The sequence below is a fragment of the Nocardiopsis listeri NBRC 13360 genome, from assembly GCF_001570765.1.
Lineage (GTDB): Bacteria > Actinomycetota > Actinomycetes > Streptosporangiales > Streptosporangiaceae > Nocardiopsis > Nocardiopsis listeri.
In genome coordinates, this window is sequence record NZ_BCSH01000061.1 from 1 (window position 1) to 23,314 (window position 23,314).

Annotated in this window: 18 protein-coding genes; 3 read left to right on the forward strand and 15 right to left on the reverse strand. The window is 69.4% G+C overall.

Annotation, left to right across the window (positions count from 1 at the left end; all coding sequences use genetic code 11):
- Nucleotides 1-34: 34 nt before the first annotated feature.
- The 8 genes from NLI01S_RS18610 to NLI01S_RS18645 all read right to left on the reverse strand — a co-directional run bounded on the left by NLI01S_RS18610 (nucleotide 35) and on the right by NLI01S_RS18645 (nucleotide 8,833).
- Entirely contained in the window at nucleotides 35-862 is an 828-nt protein-coding gene (locus NLI01S_RS18610) for a shikimate dehydrogenase (protein ID WP_067606352.1), read from the reverse strand.
- A complete protein-coding gene (mltG, locus tag NLI01S_RS18615) occupies nucleotides 862-3,078 on the reverse strand; it encodes an endolytic transglycosylase MltG (protein ID WP_067606354.1) in 2,217 nt (738 codons plus the stop codon). The genes NLI01S_RS18610 and mltG overlap by 1 nt, the downstream gene beginning before the upstream one ends.
- Nucleotides 3,075-3,563 (reverse strand): Holliday junction resolvase RuvX, encoded by a 489-nt coding sequence (gene ruvX, locus NLI01S_RS18620; protein WP_067606355.1) that lies wholly within the window; start codon nucleotides 3,561-3,563, stop codon nucleotides 3,075-3,077. The genes mltG and ruvX overlap by 4 nt, the downstream gene beginning before the upstream one ends.
- 495 nt (nucleotides 3,564-4,058) lie before the next feature.
- Complete coding sequence (gene alaS / locus NLI01S_RS18625; protein ID WP_067606357.1) at nucleotides 4,059-6,725, reverse strand: alanine--tRNA ligase; 2,667 nt, start codon at nucleotides 6,723-6,725, stop codon at nucleotides 4,059-4,061.
- Between the two features lie 278 nt (nucleotides 6,726-7,003).
- Nucleotides 7,004-7,399, reverse strand: a complete 396-nt coding sequence (locus NLI01S_RS18630) for a hypothetical protein (protein WP_157091074.1) — start codon at nucleotides 7,397-7,399, stop codon at nucleotides 7,004-7,006.
- Between the two features lie 90 nt (nucleotides 7,400-7,489).
- On the reverse strand, nucleotides 7,490-8,041 hold the full coding sequence (locus tag NLI01S_RS18635) for a hypothetical protein (protein WP_067606361.1): 552 nt from the start codon (nucleotides 8,039-8,041) through the stop codon (nucleotides 7,490-7,492).
- Between the two features lie 127 nt (nucleotides 8,042-8,168).
- Entirely contained in the window at nucleotides 8,169-8,444 is a 276-nt protein-coding gene (locus tag NLI01S_RS18640) for a hypothetical protein (RefSeq protein ID WP_067606364.1), read from the reverse strand.
- Nucleotides 8,441-8,833, reverse strand: a complete 393-nt coding sequence (locus tag NLI01S_RS18645) for a DUF948 domain-containing protein (protein ID WP_067606366.1) — start codon at nucleotides 8,831-8,833, stop codon at nucleotides 8,441-8,443. The genes NLI01S_RS18640 and NLI01S_RS18645 overlap by 4 nt, the downstream gene beginning before the upstream one ends.
- A 392-nt stretch (nucleotides 8,834-9,225) precedes the next feature.
- Between NLI01S_RS18645 and NLI01S_RS18650 the strand changes: the two genes are divergently transcribed.
- Nucleotides 9,226-10,797: a serine/threonine-protein kinase gene (locus tag NLI01S_RS18650; RefSeq protein WP_067606368.1), complete on the forward strand. Its 1,572-nt coding sequence runs from the start codon at nucleotides 9,226-9,228 to the stop codon at nucleotides 10,795-10,797.
- Here the strand turns inward: NLI01S_RS18650 and NLI01S_RS18655 are convergent.
- Both NLI01S_RS18655 and NLI01S_RS18660 read right to left on the reverse strand, forming a co-directional pair.
- Nucleotides 10,794-12,182 (reverse strand): replication-associated recombination protein A, encoded by a 1,389-nt coding sequence (locus NLI01S_RS18655; protein ID WP_067606370.1) that lies wholly within the window; start codon nucleotides 12,180-12,182, stop codon nucleotides 10,794-10,796. The two genes, NLI01S_RS18650 and NLI01S_RS18655, sit on opposite strands and share 4 nt — an antisense overlap.
- Nucleotides 12,183-12,224: 42 nt before the next feature.
- Nucleotides 12,225-14,216 carry a SpoIIE family protein phosphatase gene (locus NLI01S_RS18660; protein ID WP_067606372.1) on the reverse strand — a complete coding sequence of 664 codons (1,992 nt, stop codon included), beginning with the start codon at nucleotides 14,214-14,216 and terminating at the stop codon, nucleotides 12,225-12,227.
- 580 nt (nucleotides 14,217-14,796) lie between these two features.
- Here NLI01S_RS18660 and NLI01S_RS26465 point away from each other — a divergent pair.
- Nucleotides 14,797-14,937 carry a hypothetical protein gene (locus NLI01S_RS26465; protein WP_223809296.1) on the forward strand — a complete coding sequence of 47 codons (141 nt, stop codon included), beginning with the start codon at nucleotides 14,797-14,799 and terminating at the stop codon, nucleotides 14,935-14,937.
- 99 nt (nucleotides 14,938-15,036) lie between these two features.
- Here the strand turns inward: NLI01S_RS26465 and aspS are convergent, their stop codons facing one another.
- The gene (gene aspS, locus NLI01S_RS18665) at nucleotides 15,037-16,800 is read right to left on the reverse strand and encodes an aspartate--tRNA ligase (RefSeq protein ID WP_067606374.1); all 1,764 of its coding nucleotides are present in this window, start codon (nucleotides 16,798-16,800) and stop codon (nucleotides 15,037-15,039) included.
- 272 nt (nucleotides 16,801-17,072) lie between these two features.
- Nucleotides 17,073-17,750 carry an MBL fold metallo-hydrolase gene (locus NLI01S_RS18670; RefSeq protein WP_067606376.1) on the reverse strand — a complete coding sequence of 226 codons (678 nt, stop codon included), beginning with the start codon at nucleotides 17,748-17,750 and terminating at the stop codon, nucleotides 17,073-17,075.
- Between the two features lie 460 nt (nucleotides 17,751-18,210).
- On the opposite strand from NLI01S_RS18670, the gene NLI01S_RS18675 reads away from it, so the two are divergent.
- Nucleotides 18,211-19,443, forward strand: a complete 1,233-nt coding sequence (locus tag NLI01S_RS18675; protein WP_067606378.1) for a DUF349 domain-containing protein — start codon at nucleotides 18,211-18,213, stop codon at nucleotides 19,441-19,443.
- 92 nt (nucleotides 19,444-19,535) lie between these two features.
- On the opposite strand, the gene NLI01S_RS18680 is transcribed toward NLI01S_RS18675, so the two are convergent.
- The 3 genes from NLI01S_RS18680 to coaBC form a co-directional block, all read right to left on the reverse strand.
- On the reverse strand, nucleotides 19,536-20,195 hold the full coding sequence (locus NLI01S_RS18680; protein ID WP_067606380.1) for a DUF11 domain-containing protein: 660 nt from the start codon (nucleotides 20,193-20,195) through the stop codon (nucleotides 19,536-19,538).
- Nucleotides 20,196-20,351: 156 nt separating this feature from the next.
- The gene (gene metK, locus NLI01S_RS18685) at nucleotides 20,352-21,545 is read right to left on the reverse strand and encodes a methionine adenosyltransferase (RefSeq protein WP_067606382.1); all 1,194 of its coding nucleotides are present in this window, start codon (nucleotides 21,543-21,545) and stop codon (nucleotides 20,352-20,354) included.
- Nucleotides 21,546-21,833: 288 nt separating this feature from the next.
- Entirely contained in the window at nucleotides 21,834-23,036 is a 1,203-nt protein-coding gene (gene coaBC / locus NLI01S_RS18690) for a bifunctional phosphopantothenoylcysteine decarboxylase/phosphopantothenate--cysteine ligase CoaBC (RefSeq protein WP_067606423.1), read from the reverse strand.
- Nucleotides 23,037-23,314 lie beyond the last annotated feature (278 nt).

The window sequence follows — 23,314 nt, forward strand, 5'->3', positions numbered from 1 at the left end:
CCGACATCCACACCCACCCCTTGGAATCACTCATCTAGGGAAGCGCGGCCCGACGCTTCAGCTCGGTCTCGCCGGCGGCGCGCATGGCGGCGACCGGAACGTCCGTGGTCCCCGTCATCAGGCGGACCTGGGCCACGGCCTGGTGCAGCAACATCGGGAACCCGCCGACCACACGTCCGCCCCGGTCGTTCACCGACTCGGCCGCCTTGGTGGGCCAGGGCGCGTAGACGACGTCGAACAGGTCGGCGCGGCTCGCGGACAAGGATTCGGCGTGGGCGTCGGTAGCACCGGAGGGCAGGGTGGACATCACCAGGTCGGCGTCCAGGTACCGTTCCGCCTCGGCCAGCGGGGCCACCTCGATCGGAACACCGAGTCGCCCGGCCGCCGCGACCACCTCTCCGGTACGGGCGGTGCTGCGGGCCAGCACCGTAACGGCGCCGACCTCCCCCAGCTCACGCAGTGCCGCCAGGGCGGAGGCCGCGGTGGCCCCCGCCCCCAGGACGACCGTGTCGCGCGGGGCGGTGACGCCCGCCTCGCTCAGCGCGACCGCGATGCCCTCGACGTCGGTGTTGTACGCCGACCACCCGTCGTCGTCCCGGACCATCGTGTTGGCCCCGCCCACCTGGGTGGACAGGTCACTGACCCGCGCGGCCAGTTCCATGGCCCGACGCTTGAGCGGCATGGTCAGGGACAGACCGACCCAGTCGTCGTAGAGCCCGGAGAGGAAGGGGGCCAGCCCCTTCTCGTCACACTCGTGCCGACCGTAGGACCACTCGGTCAGGCCCATGGCCTCGTAGGCGGCGGTGTGCAGGATCGGGGACAGGGAGTGCGCGACCGGCGACCCCAGGACCGCGGCTCGCATCAGCTCCCGTCACCGCCCCAGGTCTCCTCGAAACGATCCTTGAGGACCTCGAACTCCTCGTGGGTCTCGGCGAACTCGGTGACACCGTTCTCGGGGTCGGTGGCCACGAAGTACAGCCACTCCCCTTCCTCCGGTTCCAAGGCCGCCCTGATGGCGTCCTCACCCGGGGCCACGAACGGGCCCGGGACCAAACCGGTCTTGTGGTAGGTGTCGAATCCGCTGTCGTCGGCCTCGCAGGCGGCCAGCTGTTCGCTGTTCAGCGCGATGCCGTACTCACCGATCGCGTAGAAGCAGGTGCTGTCCATCTGCAACGGCATGTCGATGTCGAGCCGGTTGTGGACGACTCGGGAGATCTTGGGCATGTCCTCGGCGCTGCCGCTCTCCGCCTGGACGATGGAGGCGATCGCCATCACCTCGTTGGCGTCGTAGCCGAGCGTCTCGGCCTCTCCCTCCAGGTCCAGCTCCTCGCTCACCTGACGGTGCTGGGTGACCATGGTGCGCAGCATGGACGCGGCATCGGTCTCGGGCTCGAACCGGTAGGTGGACGGGAACAGGTAACCCTCGGGCCCTTCGACGGCGTAGTCCGGCAGACCAAGGTCGTCGGTTCGGGCGTAGGCCTCCTCCAGCTCCTCCCGGCTCACACCCGTGTTCTCGGCCAGCGCGTCCAGTATCTGGTCGCCGCGCAGCCCCTCACGGATGGTGACCCGACCGCCGACACGGCTGTCGGGGTCGAACAGGGCGGCCACGGCGGCCTCCCCGCTCATGCCCTCGGCCAGGGAATAGGTGCCGGGGGTGAGCTCCCCGCCGGACTCACCGAGCGCGTTGGTGAAGGCTCGGCTACTGGCCACGACGCCCTGGTCGACCAGGACGGCGGCGACGGAACCGCCGCTCTGCCCGCTCTCGACGGTGATGACGACCTCGCCGGAACCGGTCCCATCGAAGTCCTCCGGGAAAACGTAGTTCCGCATGACCACGAAACCGCCACCGGCGATGACCAGCATCAGGACGAGGGCGAGCAGGATCGTCGGGCCCTTGCGCCTGCGGCGCGGCGCACGGCCACCGCCCTTGCCCGATCCGTGCCGCTTGGCCTGGGCTTTCTTCGCGGCCTTGAGACGCTTGCGATTGGCCCGGCTGTTGCCGTAGGAGGCGGCGATGTCCTCGAGGCTGTCCTCCTCGTAGTCGTCCTCCTCCGCTTCCGCTTCGGGCTCCGGCTCGATCGGCTCCGGTTCGGGTTCGGGTTCGTTTCGGCGGCCTCGGCGCCGGCCACGACGGGGCCGGGGTTCCTCCTCCTCGTCGGGCAGAGGAAGGGCACCGGTGGAGGTGCGAGGCTCCTCCTGGTCACGGGGGTCCTCGGGAAGATCGGGAAGGGGGAAGGCACCGCTACCCGGTTCGGCCGCGCGCCTACGGCGGCCGCGGCGGGGTCCTGGTTCGACGAAGGCGTCGCTGTCCGGCCCGTTCTCGAAGGAACCGGTGTCGAAGGAACCGGTGTCGTTACGGGCTCCGCCGGAGGCCGCGAAGGACCCGGTGTCGGTGGGTTCCTCCTCGGCGGCGCGACGGGCGCGGCGTCGGCCACGACGTCCGGTCGGCTCCTCGGGAACGGCCTCGAACGCGCCGGTTTCACGAGGGCGTTCGTCGTCCTTGGCCCGACGACGGCGTGCGCGACGGCCCTTGGGCTGCTCCTCGGGTTCGTCGGCGAAGAAGGCGGGGGTGGGTTCGTCCTCGTCGTCGCCCCACAGGGGCGAGCGGGCCTCGGGGGGCTCCTCCTGGCGCGCGCGACGGGCCCTTCGAGGCGGCTGCTCCGCCGGGGGCTCCTCGGGGCGGGGGCGTCCGGGCGTCTGGGGGGCTCCGCCCAGGCCGGCCAGGGCGGCGAGTGCCTCCTGTGTGGGGTCGGCTCCGGGCCTTTGGTGGCTCCCCGTGTCGACGGGCCCGGGCTGGGATCGCTGCCCGCCGCGGGCCGCGCGGCTGCCGCGCAGCGCGTCGGCGGCACCGAAACGGCGCGGGGGTTGTTCACCGGGGGTGGGGGGACCGGTATGCCGGAACTCACCCGTGCCCGGTGCTTCGTTCCAGGCGTTCCGTCCTGGTTCGGGGCGTGCCCGGCGTCCTCGTGACGGAGGTTGAGCGGGCAGGGGGTCGCTCAACGGGTCGTAGTCGTAGCCACCTTGCCGGTCGGCACGGCCACGGTAGGGACTATCGGGGTAGTCATCCCTGTCGGTCATGAATCTCCCTGGCTGGCACGGACGATCTCGCCCGGGGGATGGCCTGTCGACCGTTCCTGGTCCAAGGCACTCTGCAACAGGACGGTGGCCGCCGCCTGGTCGATCACGGAACGGCGGGCACGGCCGCCCTTGGCGCCCTTCTTACCGAAGGAGGCTCCGGCGAGCAGTTGGCCCTGGGCGGTCACCGTGGTGAGTCGTTCGTCCACGAGCCTGACGGGGACGGGGTCGAGGAGCCGGACCAAGGAGTTCGCGAACTCGCGAGCGGACCGGGCCGCCGGTCCCTCCTTGCCGGACAGTGATGCAGGGTAACCCACGACGACCTCGCGGGCCTCCTTCTCCAGTACGAGAAGGGCGATGCGCTGGGTGTCCCCCTTCCCGCGAGGGATCGTTTCGACGGGGCTGGCGAGCATTCCGCTCGGGTCGCTGGCCGCGACGCCGATACGGGCGTCACCGGGGTCGACCGCCAATCGGACTCCATGCCTCACGAGGACGCCTCTTCCGATGCGGTGGCGTAGTGCGGAGGGGCTGTGCGGTCGACGGCACAGCACCGCTGTTGGGAGATCCTCAACACGGTGGTCCTGTTCATCAGCGGGATCGCGGGAAGGCCGCGCAGACAGCCATGGGGTTCGGCTGTGGCGCGCCACAGTATGCCCGATTCGATGACGGTGCGCAGCCTCGGTCTCGGCAACCGTCGGCTCGGGGTTCTCCGACCGGGTGGAGGGCCTCGTGTCGGGCTGCGGCGGGTGTCCAAGGCGAACACGTACCGTCCGAGTGTAGATCACCCGGGCTCCACATCGAGTCGGACCGGCAGGCCCGGTCGGGTTCGGTACGGTCACGGATTCGGCCCATGAGAACAACCACATAACCACGGAGAGTCACAATACGGGTGGTTCGGGTCTTGGTCATGGAGCGTGGACCTCCGGAGTGGCGAACGCCCCGCGCGGTCTCCTCCCGGATCCACGCGGGGCGTCTCAGGTGTCTCAGGCGCCGGCCACGCGCGCCTCGACGGCGCGCAGGGCCTCGTCCACCTTGCTCGCGTCGCTGCCACCGCCCTGGGCGATGTCGGGCTTGCCGCCACCACCGCCGCCGAGGGCACGGGCCGCGACGCCCACCAGGTCACCCGCCTTGATCCCGGCCTTCTGGGCGGCCTTGTTCGTGGCGATCACCACGACAGGGCGGTCCTTGGGCACCGCGGTCATCGAGACGACCACGGGCTCGTCCTCACCCAGACGGCCACGCACGTCCAGCACCAGTTTGCGCAGGTCGTCCCCGCTCGCGCCCTCGGGTGCCTCGGTGGCCACGACCAGCGTCGAACCGTGCCGGCGCGCGCCCTTGGCGATCTCGCCGGCGGCCTGGAGCACCTGGGTCGCGCGCAGCTTCTCGATCTCCTTCTCCGCGGCGCGCAGCCGGGAGACCATGGAGTCGATCCGCTCGGGCAACTCCTCACGCGGGGTCTTGAGCTGTTCGGAGAGTTGACCGACCAGTGCAGACTCCTTGGACAGGCGTTTGAAGGCGTCCACGCCCACGGCCGCTTCGACACGTCGCACGCCCGAACCGATGGAGGACTCCCCCAACAGCTTGACGATGCCGAGCTTGGCGGTGGAACCCACGTGGGTGCCGCCGCACAGCTCGACGGAGTAGTCACTCATCTCCACGACGCGGACCCGGTCGCCGTACTTCTCGCCGAACATGGCCAGGGCGCCCATCTTCAGCGCCTCGTCCAGGCTCTTCTCCTCGGTCTGGACCGAGATGTCCCCGCCCAGGACGGTGTTGACCTCGTCCTCGACCTCGGCCAGGCGGCCGCCGCCCAGAGCGCTGTCCGCGGTGAAGTCGAAGCGCAGCCGGCCGGGGCTGTTCTCCGAACCCGCCTGGCCCGCTGTGGGGCCGAGCGCGTTGCGCAGCGCCGAGTGGATGAGGTGGGTGGCCGAGTGGGAGCGCTCGATGGCGTGCCTGCGTCCGGTGTCGATGGACGCGTGCACGGTGTCGTCCAGGACGACCTCGCCCGAGCGCACGGTGCCGCGGTGCACGAACAGACCCGGTAGGGGCTTTTGCACGTCCTCGATGTCGACGACACCGCGCCCGTCCACGGTCAGGGTGCCCTTGTCGGCGAGCTGACCACCGCTCTCCGCGTAGAACGGGGTGCGGTCCAGGACGATCTCGACCTGCTCACCCGCCTTCGCGGCCGGCGCGCCCTCACCGTCCACGACGATGCCCTTGACGTGGGACTCGCTGTCGGAGTCGGAGTAGCCCAGGAAGTCGGTGTCGCCCGCCTCTTCGTGCATCCGCCCGTAGAGGGAGATGTCGGCGTTGCCGAGCTTCTTGGCCTTGGCGTCGGCCTTGGCCGTGTCCTTCTGGCGCTGCATGAGCTCGCGGAAGGCGACCTCGTCCACGCTCAGACCCTGTTCGGAGGCCATCTCCAGGGTGAGGTCGATGGGGAAGCCGTAGGTGTCGTGGAGCTGGAAGGCGTCGGATCCGGACAGGACGGTTCCGCCCGCGGTGCGGGTGCGCTCGGCGGCCCGGCCGAACAGCGTGGTGCCCGCGCGCAGGGTTTCCGCGAAGTTCTTCTCCTCGTTGTCGATCACACTGTGGACCACGTCGGCCTTGTCGAGCAGGTCCGGGTAGATGTCCTTCATCGCGTCGATGCCGACCGCGGTCAGCTCGTGCAGGAAGAAGGAGTCGGTGCCCGAGAGCAGACGCAGGTTGCGGATCGAGCGGCGCAGGATACGGCGCAGCACGTAGCCGGCCTTCTCGTTGCCGGGCTTGACTCCGTCGCTCACCAGCATGACGGCGCTGCGCACGTGGTCGGCGACCACACGCAACATCACGTCGGTGTCACCGTCGGTACCGTAGGTGGTTCCGGTGAGCTCCGCGGCGCGGTTCAGCACCCGACCCATGATGTCGGTCTCGTAGATGTTGTCGACGCCTTGCAGGACCGAGGCCAGGCGCTCCAGGCCCATGCCGGTGTCGATGTTCTTCTTGGGCAGATCGCCGAGGATCGGGTAGTCCTTGCCGCTGCCCTCACCCCGCTCGTACTGCATGAAGACGAGGTTCCAGATCTCGATGTAGCGGTTGTCGTCCACCGCCGGACCGCCCTCGACGCCGTACTCGGGGCCGCGGTCGTAGAAGATCTCGGAGCAGGGGCCACAGGGGCCGGGCACCCCCATGTCCCAGTAGTTCTCGTCCATGCCCAGGCGCTGGATGCGCTCGGGGCGCACCCCCACCACGTCCCGCCAGATCTGGGCGGCCTCGTCGTCGTCGAGGTAGACGGTGACCCACAGCTTCTCCGGGTCGATGCCGAAGCCACCCTGCTCGACGGGGGAGGTGAGGAGCTCCCACGCCAGCGGGATCGCCTTCTCCTTGAAGTAGTCACCGAAGGAGAAGTTGCCCAGCATCTGAAAGAAGGTGGCGTGCCGGGAGGTCTTGCCGACCTCTTCGATGTCGATGGTGCGGATGCACTTTTGAACGCTGGTCGCGGTGTCCCACGGGGCCGTGCGCTGACCCAGGAAGTAGGGCTTGAAGGGGACCATGCCTGCGGGCACCAGCAGCAGAGTGGGGTCCTCGGCGATCAGGCTTGCCGAGGGCACCACGGTGTGTCCGTTCTTCTCGAAGAAACCGAGGAAGCGGCGCGCGATCTCTGCCGTCTCCATTGTGATGCCCTCCTGTTTTCGGCTCCGCCGCTGCGGACGGCGGCGGGGTCGTCCCTGAGTGGGACCGTGGTCACGCATGGTCGATAGGGGCCCATCGTAGAGGGGAACCCCGCGCCGGCGCGCATGGTTTGTCACCGCCGCCGAGGGTCCCGTGGGCCGGGACGACATCGACGGTCCGGTCGTTCCACCAGGCTATCGCCGTCGAGCACCGCCGCCGGACCGTGGAACGCCCGTGGGGCCCGCCGAAGCGGGTTCCACGGGGTGGTCACCGGCATCGTTCAGAGGCCGTAGTGGGCGCGCACCCGCGGTGTGAACGTCAGACCCGTCATCACGGTGTGGAAGTCCGGTGGGACCCCCGATGAGGAGTCCCCTGTGACGACGAAGAGCAGTGGGAAGAGGGAGGCGGCGACGTTGAAAGCGACAACGCCCCGGAAGACGCCCTTCTTCCGACGGCCCATGAGCGCGGCGAGCGTGACCGAGAAGACGCCGTAGCCCGATGCGATGAGGGCGGACACGACGCCCCATGCCCCGTAGGAGGCGAGTTCGGAGCCGAACAGGTACAGGGCTCCGAGGAACAGTCCGAGGACGATTCCGATGGTGCCGCCGATGAACATCAGGGTGCGGACCACTCTCCCCTGCCCTGGGATGACGCTCACGCCCTGGAACACCGTCATGGGAGGCGGGATCGGCGGGGGTGGTCGGCGCGGGACTTCGGCGCGCGGGGGCCGAACCGTGGGTCGGCCCCCGCGCGAATCCACACCGGCTCAGTAGGCGCCCGGGTAGCCCGGGTACCCGGGGGCGGCCGGCTTGTTCTCGTAGAAGGCGCGCGTGTTGGGCACGACCATCAGGACGATCATGCCGATGGTGAAGAACAGCGGGATGATCGAGGCGAAGCCGCCGGTGATCACGGCCAGGACCAGGAGCAGCGCGGACAGGCCCTGGAAGACCACGATCGACCACATCACGCCGGCACTGCGACGGCCCATGATCGAGGCCAGGACGATGGACACCACCCCGTAGACGAACGGGATCGCGCCCATGACACCGAAGAACACCCCGGCTTCACCGCCGGAGAGCGGCAATCCGGCCTCGCCCATCCCGTCGAGAAAGTCCCGGCTGAACTGCCCCTCGCCGGAGGCCATCGCCGCGGCGAGCCAGAAGAGCGCGCCGAAGAGCAGCCCGCACACACCACCGATGAACATCAGGACCCGCACGGTGATGGCGGTCCCGGGCATCCCCGTGGGAGCCGGCGGGCCGGGCTGGTAGGCGTACGCTCCAGCGGCGTAGGGGTCGTCGGGTTGTTGCGGCGGATACATGCGAACCTCCGTCTGTTCTACGGCTACTCCCAGAACCCTATAGAGGCACTCTTACCCAGGGTGAGACCGACCAGATGACAATTCTGGACATCTCGCAATAACTTCCAGAGCTTCCACTCACCATCAGTCACCGCTCGGCGACGTCGGTCTCCTCGTTCCCACGCACCGAACGCCTACCCGCCTTCGGAGAGTAGTGTCGCAGCAGCGCGGCCTCCTCCTCCCGAACGGCCTCGGCCAGGTCGTCGTTGAGCTCGCGTAGGGCGCCCTTGTACTCGCCGACACGGTTCTCCACCCGATCGGCGATGCCATTGGGGGTCAGCGCGTTGCGGGCCCGGTTGAGGCGGTGGACCACGTAACCGCCCACCACCGCCCCCGCGGCGACGTAGAACAGTCGGCCGATCACCGGTTCTCCTTCCGTCGACGTCCCCGCATCACGGCCAAGGCCTTGCGCCGCCCCAGGACCTGACGGATGGCGTAGGAGAACGAGGCGACCCTCACCAACGGCCCGGTGAACACCGAACGGGTCAGCGCGGTCATCGTGGAGACGTCCTCGGAGGAGGCCTGCACGTTGGCGGTGATCTCCTCCACACGTTCCAGCGAGGTGTGGGTGCGTTCCATGGTGGAGGCCACGTCGTCCAGGAGCGGCGGGGTACGTTCGCCCAACTCGGAGACGACCTTGGTGGTCTCGTTGATGAGCTTGATCAGTTTGACGAGCGCCACGCACATGAACGTGGCCAGCACCGCCCAGACCACCGCGGCGACGAGCGCGGCGACCTCTCCTCCGGTCAGCATTGAGGCTCCGTAGGCAGATAGACAGGGTTGCTTCGAGGGTGTGCGAACGCGCCTTGGGCGAGTACGGGGCACACGGGGGCGAGGGGAACCGACGATCGCGCCGGGTCGGATCTCCCGGTCCGGGAACGTCGCGGGGCCCGGTAGGGGCCGGGGACGAGCCGGTTTCGGCCGACCCTATCGTGTCCACCCCACGTCCGCTCGGGCTCACCACGGTGTGCCGGGAACCCGTTGGGGCGAGAGGCCCACCACCCTGCCTTCCCCCTGACCGGTGGAGGTCGCGGGGATCGACGAGATCACGGTCTTCCGCGAGGATCACTCCAGAGCGGGATCTTCACTACGATGTCCGGACACCACGCCGCCCGCCTGCCAATGGAAGCACCGACAGGACACCCATGAGCCCTCGTTCTCCCCGAGAGATCTCCGTACTGGTACCACCGGATCTCGCGCCCCTGTATCCGGACGACCCGTCGCGAATCGGCCCCTACCTCGTCCTGGGTCGGTTGGGGCAGGGGGCCACCGGCACCGTCTACGCCGCGGTGGACACCTCCTCCAGCACGGGCGACCGCCTGGTCGCGGTGAAGCTGCTCAAGGCTCCCGAACTCGACGTTCCCGGCGCCTACGTCGAACTGGCACGACGATTGCGGAACCTGTCGGCGGCCGACCCCGAGCGGGTCGTGGTGCCGTTGACCTTCGACGCCGACGCCAACCCTCCGTGGGTGGCCATGCCCTACCTGGCGGGGGAGCGACTCTCGCACTTCGTGACCAAACGGGGCGGCCTGGGCTTCGGCAAGCTCATCGCGTTGGCCACCGGGCTGGCCGAGGGGCTGACGTCCCTGCACGCCCGGGGGGTGTCCCACGGTTCGCTTCGGCCCAGGGAGATCCTCCTGGAGTCGCACGGCCCGCACATCATGGAGTGCGCCATCGCCGCCGACTCCGAGCGGCTGCTCGGTTCGGGGGCCACCTGGCTCGGTCCCGAACGCTACCGGGGCGGCCCCCCGACCCCCGCCGCGGACGTGTTCGCCTGGGGTGCGGTGGTGGCCTTCGCCGGGACCGGGCGGCTGCCCTTCGGCACCGGGGAACCGGAGGAGATCGCCCAGCGGGTGGCCTCGGGATCCTTCGACCTGAACGGCCTGTCCAAGGGACTGGTACCCGTCGTGGGTCGCGCCCTGGACCCCGCCCCGGATCGCCGCCCCAGCCTGCGAGAGGTGATCGGCGCGGTCATCGCGGTGTGGCAGACCGAGACCGCGGAGGACGACGCGCTCCCGGGCCCGGGCGATCGCGAGGAGATCAACCGGCTCCTGGAACGGGAGTGGCACGGGGTGGAACCACCGCCCAGGGTCCCCGAGGTGATCCGGTTGGAGGGTCGGATGTCCAACAAGCGCCCGACCCGCACCCTGTTCGTGGTCGGCTCCGCCGTCCTGGCCGCGGCCCTGATCGGCGGCGGGATCTGGGGCATCGGCCGGCTCGTCGGTGACAGCGCCGAGGCGGGACCGGTGGCCGACGACGCAGAGCAGGACCCCACCGAGGACGCGAGTGCGGCGGAGGAGGAAGAGGACCCGCTGACCCTGGTGGTGCGCTTCGACCCCGCCGAGCAGGAGGAGCCCGACCCCGGAGAGGAGGAGCGCTCCTGGGTGTACACGCCGGTCACACGGGAGGGCGAGATCCCGCGCAACCAGGGCATCCCCAGCCACGAGGCCTGGTCCGAGGAGTGGGACGAGGACGGAGAACCCGGTGAGGCGATCATCAGCCCCGACGCCGAGGTCCTGTGCGCCAGGTTCTGCGCCGCGCCCGAGCACGTGTTCCTCGATGAGGAGGGGCGCGGCACCTGGGAGCTGACCGGCGCCGACTTCGAGGGCTACCTGTCCTGGGGTCCGGCGTTGATCGTGGAGATCACCTTCGCCGAGGAGCAGGAGGGCGACGGCCCCCGGGAGGTCGTACGAGTGACCGAGCTGTTCTCGGACTAGTTCCCGCCGCCCCGCAGGACGCCCTTGATCTTGTTCAGGACCTCGGTCAGGCGACGTTCGGTGCCGTGCTGGGTGGGCCGGTAGTACTCGCGGTCGGTGAGCCCGTCCGGAGCGTGTCGTTGCGGGGCGACCCCACCCGGGTAGTCGTGCGCGTAGCGGTACCCCTTGCCGTGGCCCAAGTCCGCGGCGCCCTTGTAGTGGGCGTCGCGCAGGTGGGCGGGGACCGGCCCGGCCCTTCCGGCCCTCACGTCCGCCATCGCCTCGTCGATGGCGGCGATGACCGCGTTGGACTTGGGCGCCAGGCTGATGTGGATGACCGCCTGGGCCAGGTTGATCCGGGCCTCGGGCATCCCGATGAGCTCGACCGCGTGGGCGGCCGCGATGGCGGTCTGAAGGGCGCTGGGATCGGCCATGCCGACGTCCTCGCTGGCGTGCACGATCAGCCTGCGGGCGATGAACCGGGGGTCCTCCCCCGCCTCCACCATGCGGGCCAGGTAGTGCAGGGCGGCGTCCGCGTCGGACCCGCGCATACTCTTGATGAACGCGCTGATGACGTCGTAGTGCTGGTCCCCGGAGCGGTCGTAGCGGACCGCGTGCCGGTCCACGGCGCGTTCGACGTGGTCGGCGGTGATCCGTACCGCTTCCCTGGCGGAGGGGACCACTGCGCCGGAGGCGTCCGTTGAGGGTTGTTGGCGGGCGACGGGTGGGCCGGAGACCAGGGCCGCCGCCTCCAGGTAGGTCAGGGACCGCCTGCCGTCTCCCCCCGCCAGGCGGACGAGGTGGTCAGCGCCCTCCTCGGTGAGGGTGTAGCGCCCGTCCAATCCGCGTTCGTCGGTCAGCGCCCGATCCACCAGCGTCCTGACGTCGGTGTCGTCGAGCGACTCCAGGGACAGCAGCAGGGAACGCGACAGCAAGGGGCTGACCACCGAGAAGAAGGGGTTCTCGGTGGTGGCGCCGATGAAACTGACCCAACGGTTCTCCACCGCGGGCAGCAGCGCGTCCTGCTGGGTCTTGTTGAACCGGTGGACCTCGTCCACGAACAGCAGGGTGCGGGTACCGTTCATCCCCATGCGTCGCTTGGCCTCGTCGACGACCGCGCGCACGTCCTTGACCCCGGCGTTGACCGCGGACAGCTCCACGAACCTACGCTTGGTGACCCGGCTGACCACGGTGGCCAGGGTGGTCTTTCCGGTGCCGGGCGGACCCCACAGGAACACGGACATGGGAGCGTCGTCCTCGACCAGGCGGCGCAGCGGACTGCCCTCGCCCAGGAGGTGACCTTGGCCCACGACCTCGTCGAGGGTGCGCGGCCGCATGCGCACGGCCAACGGCTCCTGGCCCTTGGCCGCCTCGTCCCCGGCGGCGTCGAACAGTGTTTCGGACATCGATTCAGAGTAGGCCAGAACGGAGACGGTCCGGGCTCTCCCCTACTCGGAAGGGGCCGCGGCGCGCGGGGGCATCCGGGTGATGAGCAGGGCGATGTCGTCACCGCGCCCGGCGGGTGCCATCTCGGCCAGGACCTGCGCGGCCGCCTTGGGGCTCTCCTCGTGTTCGGCGAGCGCCTCCCCCACCAGGGCCAGCCCCTCGCTCATCGGCATCTCCGAGCTCTCCACGAGCCCGTCCGAACACAGCAGCAGGGTGGTACCGGGCGCGAGCACACGGGTGGTGACGGTGTACTCGGTGTCGGGCATGACACCCATGGGCGGACCGGTCTCGGGCGACCACAGCTCGTAGGCCCCATTGGAGGCGAGCACCGCGGGAGGCTGCCCGGCCCAGGCCGCCTGCATGACTCCGCTCTCCCGGTCCACGACCAGGTACCCGCAGGTGGCGAAGACGATCTCACCGGTCTCGGTGAGCAACCGGTTGGTCTCCCCCAGGACGACGCCGGGGTCGGACTGATTGGTGGCGTAGGCGCGGAAGGCCACACGGATCTGCCCCATGGCGGCGGCCGCCTCCACACCGTGGCCCTGCACGTCGCCGACCAGGAGCCCCACCTTGTTGTCGGGCAGTTCGATGACGTCGTAGAAGTCGCCGCAGATCCGCCACTCGGCACGCGAGGGCAGGTACTTGGTGGCGATGTCCATGTCGGGGAAGCTGGCGACCTGGCGGGGCAGCATGCGGCGCTGGACGGCGTCGGCCAACTCCAGTTCGGCCTGCTGGGCCTTTATCCGCTGCAACGCCTGCCCGGCGAGACCGGCGAAGGTGAGCATGAGAGCGCGTTCGTCGCGACTGGCGTGGTGGGGACGGTCCCAGATCATCTGCCACACGCCCAGGGCGATCTTGCCGTCACCGAAGATCGGCACGGTGGCCCAGGCCTGGCCTCGGACGTTGTGCATCATCTCGGCGGCGGACGGGAAGCGGCTGACGATCTCGGCGCGACTCTCGAAGAAACGGGGTTGCCGGTCCTGGATGACCGCCCCCATCGGGTAGTCGGTGTCGTCGGCGCGTCGCCCGTCGATGTGGGAGACGCCGCCGCGTTCCAGCACGCTGGGCGAGGCGCGCAGCAGACCTTCGTCGACGTAGAAGGCCACCGCGTTGAACCCGCCGAAGATCGGCAGGAACTCCTCGCTGAGCAGGTCCATGACCTTGTCCACGGTGGTGGCCGAGACCAGCTTGGAGGAGAGCTCGGTGACCAGGCGGCCGTGTTCGGCCTCGGTGCGACGACGATCGGCCAACCGGCGGACCAGCTGGACGTGCTCGGTGACGTCGTCGACGATCCCGACGAGGCGGTCGGGGGTTCCGGGGACGAAGCGGGCGCGCACATGGAGCGAACGCTCGTCGCCGAGGCGGTCGAAGACCCGGAAGCGCTGCTCGTAGTCGCGTCCGTTGAAGGACGCGGAGATGGCGTCGCGGACCCGGGCGGTGTCGTCCGGGTGGATGCGCTCCAGGATGTTCTCCAGCTCGCAGTCGTTGCCGGCCAAGAGCGCTCCCAGCGGGGTGGGGCCGAAGAGCTCGCGCATGCGTCCGCTGCTCAGGTCCAGGCTCCACAGGACCGAGTCGGAGTTGTCGGTGCGCAGGTCCCCGACGACCCTCAGGTCGGTTTCCTCGGTGGAGAGGGTGTGGACCAAGAGCACGGTGGCGTCGTGGTCGGCCTCGGGCCGGACCGGACGGACCTCGACCTCCGCCAGGCGGGAGGCCTTCTCCGTGATGGCCAGGCGCAGACGGACGCGGCGGACGTCGCCGTTGACGGCGCCGCGTTGCAGTTCGCAGCCGCGCGTGCTCTCCTCACCCTCCAAGAGGTCGAACCAGGCCGTACCGGCGAGTTCGGCGACGGTGCGGCCGAACAGCTCGGTGAACGCGAGATTGGCGTGCCGAATCGCACCGTCCGCCGCGGTGAGGGCCATGGGCTCGGGCGCATGGCGGAACGCTCCCGCGAGTGCTGCCTCGGAGCCATCGCCTGAAGCACGTTTTCCGTTCACGTATGACTCATCCTCATGTCGTCTCGGACGCCACACCCGCGCTCAGACGCGGTCACCCCTGGAACGTTCCGATTCGGCTCATTGTAGTGTCCGAAAGCGGACCCGGCCCGGGCAGGGACCGGAACGGGCACGATGGCTTCCGTTCGCTTTCGAGCGCGTCACCTCGCTCGACGTACCGACGCACTCCCCGCCGACACGGATGATCCACGGTCGGCCCCACCTAGGAATGTCCCTCCCGGACGACACCTGGGCGTGAATCGTTACGCTCGCGTGACTGTGTGGCGCACAAATGCACTCCGCACCCTCCGCGCCTCCAAAGGAGGTCGGCCCCACCGGTGCACCGTCTTCACTCCAGGACGCGTGCCGTTCTCGGTATGGGAGGGTGATTCGCCCCCAACGGTAGGGGATGACGGCCCCGACCGCATCCACGTACGTGCCACATCCGCTTTCCGGACGCGCATTTTGGTCACTTAATCACCATTTTCAGGTATATGACTGAATGTGGAAAGTTCAAAGAGGAGGCTTTGCGGGCACCGATTCTGCAGCGGAGAACTCGCCGCCCCCTTCCGAGGACACACTCATGGACCCTGTCACCGGCCGCCCCGCTCCGAGAACCCGCCCATCCGACGTCATCCGGAACTGGACCTGTCCCCTCTGCACCCACAGCAACCCCGACGACGAGGACATCTGCTGTCAGCGGTGCGGCGCCGGCAAACGCTGACGCGTCTCGCTCCGCCCGCCCCGTCCCTTCCGTACACGAGGACGGGGCGGCGCGCGGGTCGCCCCCCGCACACCGCCCCGTGAAAAGCCCTGAGCCGCTCTACTCGGCCTTCGCGGCCTTCTCGGCCTTCTCCGCCTCCGGGTCCACGTCCACCCCGGCCTCGGCCCGCTGGGCCTCGGTGATCGGCGTGGGCGCCCCCGTCAGCGGGTCACCGCCGGACGCGGTCTTGGGGAAGGCGATGACCTCACGAATGGTGGGCTGACCGGCCAGCAGCATGATGATCCGGTCCCAGCCCACGGCCAGGCCGCCGTGCGGCGGAGGGCCGAACTTGAACGCCTCCAGCAGGAAGCCGAACTTGGACTCGGCTTCCTCCTTGCTCAGACCGATCGTGTCGAAGACGCGCTGCTGCATCTCGGCGCGGTGGATACGGATGGAACCCGACACCAGCTCGTATCCGTTGAGCACCAGGTCGAAGGCCCGGGAGTTCGTGGTGCCCGGGTGGTCCTGGAAGTCGTTCTCGTCCTCCACGGCCGGGGCGGTGAAGGGGTGGTGCACCGGCTTCCAGGAACCCTCCTCGTCGGCTTCCTCGAACAGTGGCATGTCCGTGATCCACAGGATCTCCCAGCGGGAGGCGTCGATCAGGTCGCAGCGCTTGCCGATCTCCAGACGGGCCGAGCCCAGCAGCTCCTGGCCCTCGGCGCGCTTGCCCGCCGCGAAGAAGATCGCGTCGCCGGGGGCCGCGCCGACCTTGGCGGCCAGACCCTCGCGCTCGGTGTCGGACAGGTTCTTGGCGACCGGGCCGCCCAGGGTGCCGTCCTCCTGGACGAGCACGTAGGCCAGGCCCTTGGCACCGCGCGAACGCGCCCACTCCTGCCAGGCGTCGAGCTCCTTGCGGGTCTGCCCGGCACCGCCCGGCATGATCACGGCGCCCACGTAGGGGGCCTTGAAGACGCGGAAGGTGGTGTCGGCGAAGTAGTCGGTCATCTCGACCAGCTCGTTGCCGAAGCGCAGGTCGGGCTTGTCCGAGCCGAAGCGGTCCATGGCCTCGGCGTACCTCATCCGCGGGAACCGCTCGGGCAGTTCGATGTCGCGGACCTCGCGCAGCAGGCGGGTGAAGAGCTGCTCACCGACGGCGAAGATGTCCTCCTCGTCGACGAAGCTCATCTCCAGGTCGATCTGGGTGAACTCCGGCTGACGGTCGGCACGCAGGTCCTCGTCGCGGAAGCAACGGGTGAGCTGGAAGTAGCGCTCCATGCCGCCGACCATGAGCAGCTGCTTGAACAACTGCGGGGACTGCGGCAGCGCGTACCAGTGCCCGGGTTGCAGGCGGACCGGGACCAGGAAGTCGCGGGCACCCTCGGGGGTGGACCGGGTCATATAGGGGGTTTCGATGTACGTGAACCCGAGGTCGCGCATGGTCTCGTGGGCGATGTAGGTCGCCTTGGACCGGATCCGCAGGTTCTCGGCCATCTCGTCGCGGCGGATGTCCAGGTAGCGGTAGCGCAACCGGGTCTCCTCGGCCACGTCCGCGGCGTTGTCCAGCTGGAACGGCAGCGGGGCCGCCTCGCTGAGCACCTCGATCTCGTCGGCGACGACCTCGACGGAGCCGGTGGGGATCTCGGGGTTCTCGTTCCCCTCGGGTCGGACCCGGACCGAACCGGTGACCTTGATGCAGTACTCGGCGCGGAGGTCGTGGGCGAGGTCGTCCTCGCGGACGACGACCTGGACCACCCCGGAGGCCTCGCGCAGGTCGAGGAAGACCACGCCGCCGTGGTCACGGCGGCGGGCCACCCATCCGGCCAGGACGACGGTCGCGCCGGTGTGCTCGGCGCGCAGCGCACCTGCCTCATGCGTGCGGATCAACGAACTTCTCCTTCAGCGTCTTCGTTCATGTCAAGTGTGCCCGACCTGCGCAGGGATACGGGCCGATCCTTTGCACACCGGCGATCGTGATCCGCCACCGTCGGCGGGGTCGGTCGGCGCGGTGTGGAGACCACCGGAACCCGCTTCGGGCGGGGTCCGGTGCGGGTATCTCGTCCGTCGTACGGGCGGGTGCCCGCAGTGCGGTGGTCAACGCTGCGGTTCTGCTCGATGGTCATGTCGTTCCCACGAGGAGGGCCGGTATGGACTCGGGGTCAGCCGGCGATATCGCGCAGGTAGGGGTTGGTGGCGCGCTCACGCTCGACCGTGGTGGCCGGGCCGTGCCCGGGCAGGATCCGGGTGGCGTCGGGACGGTTCAGGACCGCGGAGGCCAGGCTGCGGTTCATCGCCTCCGTGCTGCCACCGGGGAAGTCGGTGCGGCCGATGGATCCGGCGAAGACCAGGTCACCGGCGAACATGACCGGCTCCCCGTCCTCGGCGGTCACCGTGTAGACCACCGAACCCGGGGTGTGGCCGGGCGTGTGCTCGACGGCGAACTCCACCCCGGCCAGGGTGAGGCTCTGACCGCCCTCGACCTCGCGCAGGTCGGTGGGCATCGGGTAGGGCCCTGGTCCCAGCAACATCTGCAACTGGGCGGCGAAACCGGCGTCCACGCCGGCTGCGGGCTCGGAGAGCAGACCATGGTCGTCGGCGTGCAGGTACACCGGGGCCCCGTGGGCCTCACCGAGTTCGGCAGCCGACCAGACGTGGTCGAAGTGCCCGTGTGTGAGCAGGATCGCCGCCGGGGTCAGGTCGTGTTCGGCCAGGACCTCGGCCACCTGGGCGGTGGCCCCCTGGCCGGGGTCCACGATCACGCAATCGCCGCCCGGGGCCGGTGCGAGCACGTAGCAGTTCGCGGCGAGGGGCCCGGTGGGGAGAGCGGCGATGAGCACGGCGGTGGTCGTCCTGTTCGTGGAGCGTTCGTGGTCTGTGCGTGGTCGGCCCGGACACGGGTGCCACGGACCTGTCCAGGAGAGCCTATCGAGAGCGAGGAGGGGCGGCGAACCGAAAAGCACATATGAGAAGGCGTTTGATCACCATTCGATCACCCCGCATGCCCGGGCTCTTTGCCAAAGCGCGTGGTAATGCCATATTGGTCACCGTCGTCGTGTCGTGTCGGGCCGTGCGACCTGCGTCTCTTTTCCGAGGTGGCGGGATCGGACCGACCGGACGAGGACGAAAGCAGACCCGAAAGTTCTGCTCAGACGTTGAACACGGCGCGTCGTTGTCCACCGGAGCGTGGGGATATCGTGCAGGACACGGTGGCCTTCCCCTCACGCAGAGGCCCGGACGCCGCCGCGACGACCCGAACCCGGCCCCGCCCGGCCCGGTTCACGACAGCAGGAGGACACGGTGACCACGGACCCTTGGGGCCGCGTAGACGACGACGGCACGGTCTATGTGCGCACAGGTGATGGCGAGAGGGTCGTCGGATCGTGGCAGGCGGGTGCTCCAGAGGAGGCCCTCGCCTTCTACCGGAACAAGTACGACGCCCTGGTGACCCAGGTGGGGTTGCTGGAGAAGCGGCTTCGCAGCACCGACCTGTCGGCCTCCGCCGCGATGAGCAGTATCGACAAGCTCCGTGACTCGATCAAGGACGCCAACGTCGTCGGTGACCTGGACTCGCTGATGAAGCGCCTGGACAAGCTGGCCGACCGCGCCGAGGAGCGCAAGGTCGAGCAGAAGCAGGCTCAGGAGCAGGCCCGTGGCCAGGCTCGCCAGGTCAAGGAGCGCATCGTCGCCGAGGCCGAACGCGTCGCCGCCGAGACGACCCACTGGAAGTCCGGTGGCGAGCGCATGCTCCAGCTGATCGAGGAGTGGAAGAAGGCCCCTCGGGCCGACCGCCCCACCGAGCAGGCGCTATGGAAGCGCATGTCGGCGGCGCGCAACTCCTTCTCCAAGCGACGCAAGGCCTACTTCGCCAACTTGGACCAGCAGCGCGAAGGAGTGCGCTCCGACAAGGAGAACATCGTCGCCGAGGCCGAGGCTCTGTCGGGTTCCACCGAGTGGGGGCCCACCGCCCGCGCCTACCGGGACCTGATGCAGCGTTGGAAGGCCAGCGGCCGTGCCGACCGGACCAGCGAGGACAAGTTGTGGGCGCGTTTCAAGGCCGCCCAGGACACCTTCTTCGACGCGCGCAACGCCACCTTCGCCGAGCGTGACGCCGAACTAAGGGTCAACGCCGACGCCAAGGAGAAGATCCTGGCCGAGGCCAAGGCGGAGATCCCCGGCATCTCGAACCCGCGTCGTGCACGCGCCCGGCTGCGTGACTTCCAGGAGGCCTGGGAGGAGGCGGGTGAGCTGCCGCGCGACGCCCGCGACAAGTTGGAGGGCGCCTTCCGGCAGATCGAGGACGGTGTGCGCCGGGCCGAGGAGGCCGAGTGGGATCGCACCAACCCCGAGGCCCGGGCTCGCGCCAAGGACACCGTCGACCAGCTGTCGACGGCGATCCAGGGCTTGGAGGCCAAGCTGGAGAAGGCCCGGGCCGCCGGTGACGAGCGTCGGATCGAGGAGAACGAGGCCGCCCTGGAGGCACGTCGTTCCTGGCTCGCCGAGGCCGAGAAGGCCCTCGACGACATGAGCTGAGGCACCTCTCACGGCGAGGACACGCGAACGGGCCGTACCCCCTCACGGGGCGGGTGCGGCCCGTTCGCGTGTGCAGGTATGCGCACGTGCGATCAGCGGTGTGCGTCCAGGTGGAAAACCGGCGCGTGGTCGGGGGTGGTCCCGACCTCGGGCGTCGGCTCCGGGGTGTGGTCGTTGATCGGTTCCGGTTCGACCCGTGGCCGGCGTGTCCCCCGGTAGCGCAGGTAACCGCCGACGCCCGTGGCCAGGGCCACCACCAGCGCCACTCCCGCGACCACCCAGACCATGGGCGGCTCGTGGTGTACTCGGTGGACGCTGGCGGTGCAGGAGGCGAGTCGCGCGTCGGAGGCCGGGCGCATGCAGACGGTGGAGACCGGCTGTACGCCGCGTTCGGGCAGGGCGGTGACCTCGGCGGTCACGGTGAGGACGTCCCGCTGTCCCGGCTCCAGTGGGCGCTCCCAGACGGCCCGACCCTCCTCGACGCCCTCGGGGACTCCGGAGACGTAACGCATCGACTTCGGTAGGAACTGCACGATCTGGGCGTCGGGTACGGCCTCGTAGCCGGCGTTGCGCACCCTGATGGTGTACTCGACCCGGTCACCGACCTGGAGTCGTTCCTCGGAGCGCTCGCCGACGGTGACGTGCAGACTCCCCGCTCCGGGCACCGGCCCCTCCTCGTCCGGGGCCGGTTGCCCGGGAAGAGCGATCAGTGCGGCCAGTCCGACCGCGGACACCGCCGATGGCACGGCCATGGTGTTCTCCCTCGTGAAGCATCACGTCAATGACTCAAAGCACGTATTTTGTAACACTGAGTAGTCACCGAGTGTGGGAGGCATGCGGGGAAATGTCCGATGGACGCACCGAGGGGGCGTGCGGCCGTCACGGCCGCACGCCCCCTCTCGGAGTCCCTAGGCGCCGACGAATGACCGCAGCGCGGCGGCCCGGTCGGTGCTCTCCCAGGTGAACTCCTTGAGTTCACGGCCGAAGTGACCGTAGGCGGCGGTGTTGGAGTAGATCGGACGCAGCAGGTCCAGGTCGCGCACGATGGCGGCCGGACGCAGGTCGAAGACCTCCTTGACGGCCTTCTCGATCAGTTCCGGGGCGACCCGCTCGGTTCCGAAGGTCTCCAGGAACACACCGACCGGGTGCGCCTTGCCGATCGCGTAGGCCACCTGGACCTCCACGCGCTCGGCCAGCTCGGCGGCGACGATGTTCTTGGCGACCCAGCGGGTGGCGTAGGCGGCCGAACGGTCCACCTTCGACGGGTCCTTGCCGGAGAAGGCGCCGCCACCGTGGCGGGCGTAGCCGCCGTAGGTGTCGACGATGATCTTGCGGCCGGTCAGACCGGCGTCGCCCATCGGGCCGCCGATCTCGAAGCGACCGGTCGGGTTGACCAGGAGGCGGTAGTCGTCGGCGTCCAGGCCGTAGGCGGCCACGACCGGCTCGATGACGTGCTCCCGGATGTCCGGGGTCAGCATCTCCTCGAGGTTGATGTCGGCGGAGTGCTGGCTGGAGACCACCACGGTGTCCAGACGGACCGGGGTCTGGCCCTCGTACTCCACCGTGACCTGGGTCTTGCCGTCGGGGCGCAGGTAGGGCACCGTGCCGTCCCGTCGGACACCCGCGAGCCGCTCCGAGAGCGCGTGCGCCAGCTTGATGGGCAATGGCATGAGCTCGGGGGTCTCACCGTTGGCGTAGCCGAACATCAGACCCTGGTCACCCGCGCCCTGACGGTCGAGGGCGTCCTCTTCGTTCTCGACACGCGCCTCGTAGGCGGTGTCGACGCCCTGGGCGATGTCGGGGGACTGCGCGTCGATGGAGACGTTGACCCCGCAGGAGTCACCATCGAACCCCTTGGCGGAAGAGTCGTATCCGATCTGGAGGATCTTCTCGCGCACGATGGCGGGGATGTCGACGTAGGTCTGAGTGGTGACCTCACCCGCGATGTGGACCTGACCGGTGGTGATCAGCGTCTCGACCGCGACCCGGCTGCCGGGGTCGGTGGTGAGCATCGCGTCGAGGATCGCGTCACTGATCTGGTCGGCCATCTTGTCCGGATGGCCTTCGGTGACGGACTCGGAGGTGAAAAGGCGGCGGGACACGTTGCGTGACTCCTTGCAGCGGCTGCTGGCTGACATGGTCGGTGCGGTCCGGCTCGCCCCGGCTGCGCGCCGAGGGCGGTCAATGCCGACCGACGGGGTTGGTTATTCGTCCACTGTAACGGGACCAGTGGGGACGGTCGCCCGTTGGTCGACCTGGCAGGTCGCACACAGGGCCCGTTCGAAGTGTGACGTACTCGGCGGTAGGAATCTAGCGTAATGACATGGGGATTTTCACGCGTCCACCTCGAAGGAGACCGGATTCCCACCGGTGTTCGAGCACGCCCTCTCTCAGGGGGTCCGCCCCGGCGAACGTTCCACCACCAGGTCCCACACACGGTCGGCGAGGTCCTCCTTGGGACCGGTGGGGATGTCCACCACGGTGCCGTCGGCGCCCAGGACGGTCGCCTGGTTGTCCTCGGTGCCGAAGGCGCGTCCACCACCGACCTGGTTGACCACGAGCAGGTCGCAACCCTTGCGGGCCAGCTTGGCGCGGCCGTTGGCGATCACGTCGTCGGTCTCCGCGGCGAACCCCACGATGGTCTGGTCGGTGCCCTCCCTCTCCCGGGTGGTGACCAGACCGGCGAGGATGTCGGGGTTCTCGACCAGTTCGAGCGGGGCCGGGGCCGCGCCGGACTTCTTGATCTTGGACGCGGCGCTGTCGACCGGACGGAAGTCGGCGACGGCCGCGGTCATCACCACGATGTCCGCCGCCGCGCGTTCGGCCTCCATGGCCTCGGCCAGTTCCAGCGCCGAGGACACCCGCACCAGGCTCACGCCGGCCGGGTCGGGCAGGGAGACGTTGGCGGCCACCAGGGTGACGTCGGCGCCGCGCGCCGCGGCGGTGCGGGCCAGCGCGTAGCCCTGCCGTCCCGAGGAGTGGTTGCCGATGAAGCGCACCGGGTCGATGGCCTCGCGGGTACCGCCCGCGGAGATGAGCACTCGGCGACCGGCCAGGTCGGGTTCGGCGGTCCCGCGACGCAGGACCAGGCGGGCGGCCTCGAACAGTTCGGCGGGTTCGGGGAGTCGGCCTCGGCCGGTGTCGACGCCGGTCAGTCGGCCCACGGCCGGGTCGAGGACGATGGCGCCGCGCGAACGCAGCGTGGCCACGTTGGCCCGGGTGGCGGGGTGTTCCCACATCTCGGTGTGCATCGCCGGGGCGAACACGACCGGACAGCGGGCGGTGAGCAGGGTGTTGGTCAGCAGGTCGTCGGCGATCCCGGCGGCGGCCTTGGCCATGATGTCGGCGGTCGCCGGGGCGACGAACACCAGGTCCGCGGACTGGCCGATGCGCACGTGCGGAACCTCGTGCACCCGGTCCCACACACCGGTCTCGACGGGCTGCCCGGACAGGGCCGCCCAGGTGGGCTCTCCGACGAAGCGCAGGGCGGCTTCGGTGGGCACGACACGGACTCGGTGGCCGGACTCGGTCAGTCGGCGCAGGAGCTCGCAGATCTTGTAGGCGGCGATGCCACCGCCGACGCCGAGGACCACCTGGGGAACGTTCTCTGTGTCACTCACACCAGTTGTTCTACCAGGAGGCGCCCGTCGCACGCCCCTGGCGGGGTGTGCGACGGGCGCCGCGATGCTCGGACTCGATTCTGCCGAACCCCGGAAGGGTCGCAGTTCGGGAGCCGTCAGGCCCTGCCGCCCTGGAGACCCGGGGAGGTGCCGTGGTCGGGATCCGAGGAACGAGGATCACACCGTGGGCACCACGGTGTTTCCTTCAACCCATTCCCGACCTGATCGGCGCCCGAACACCTGAAAAGGCT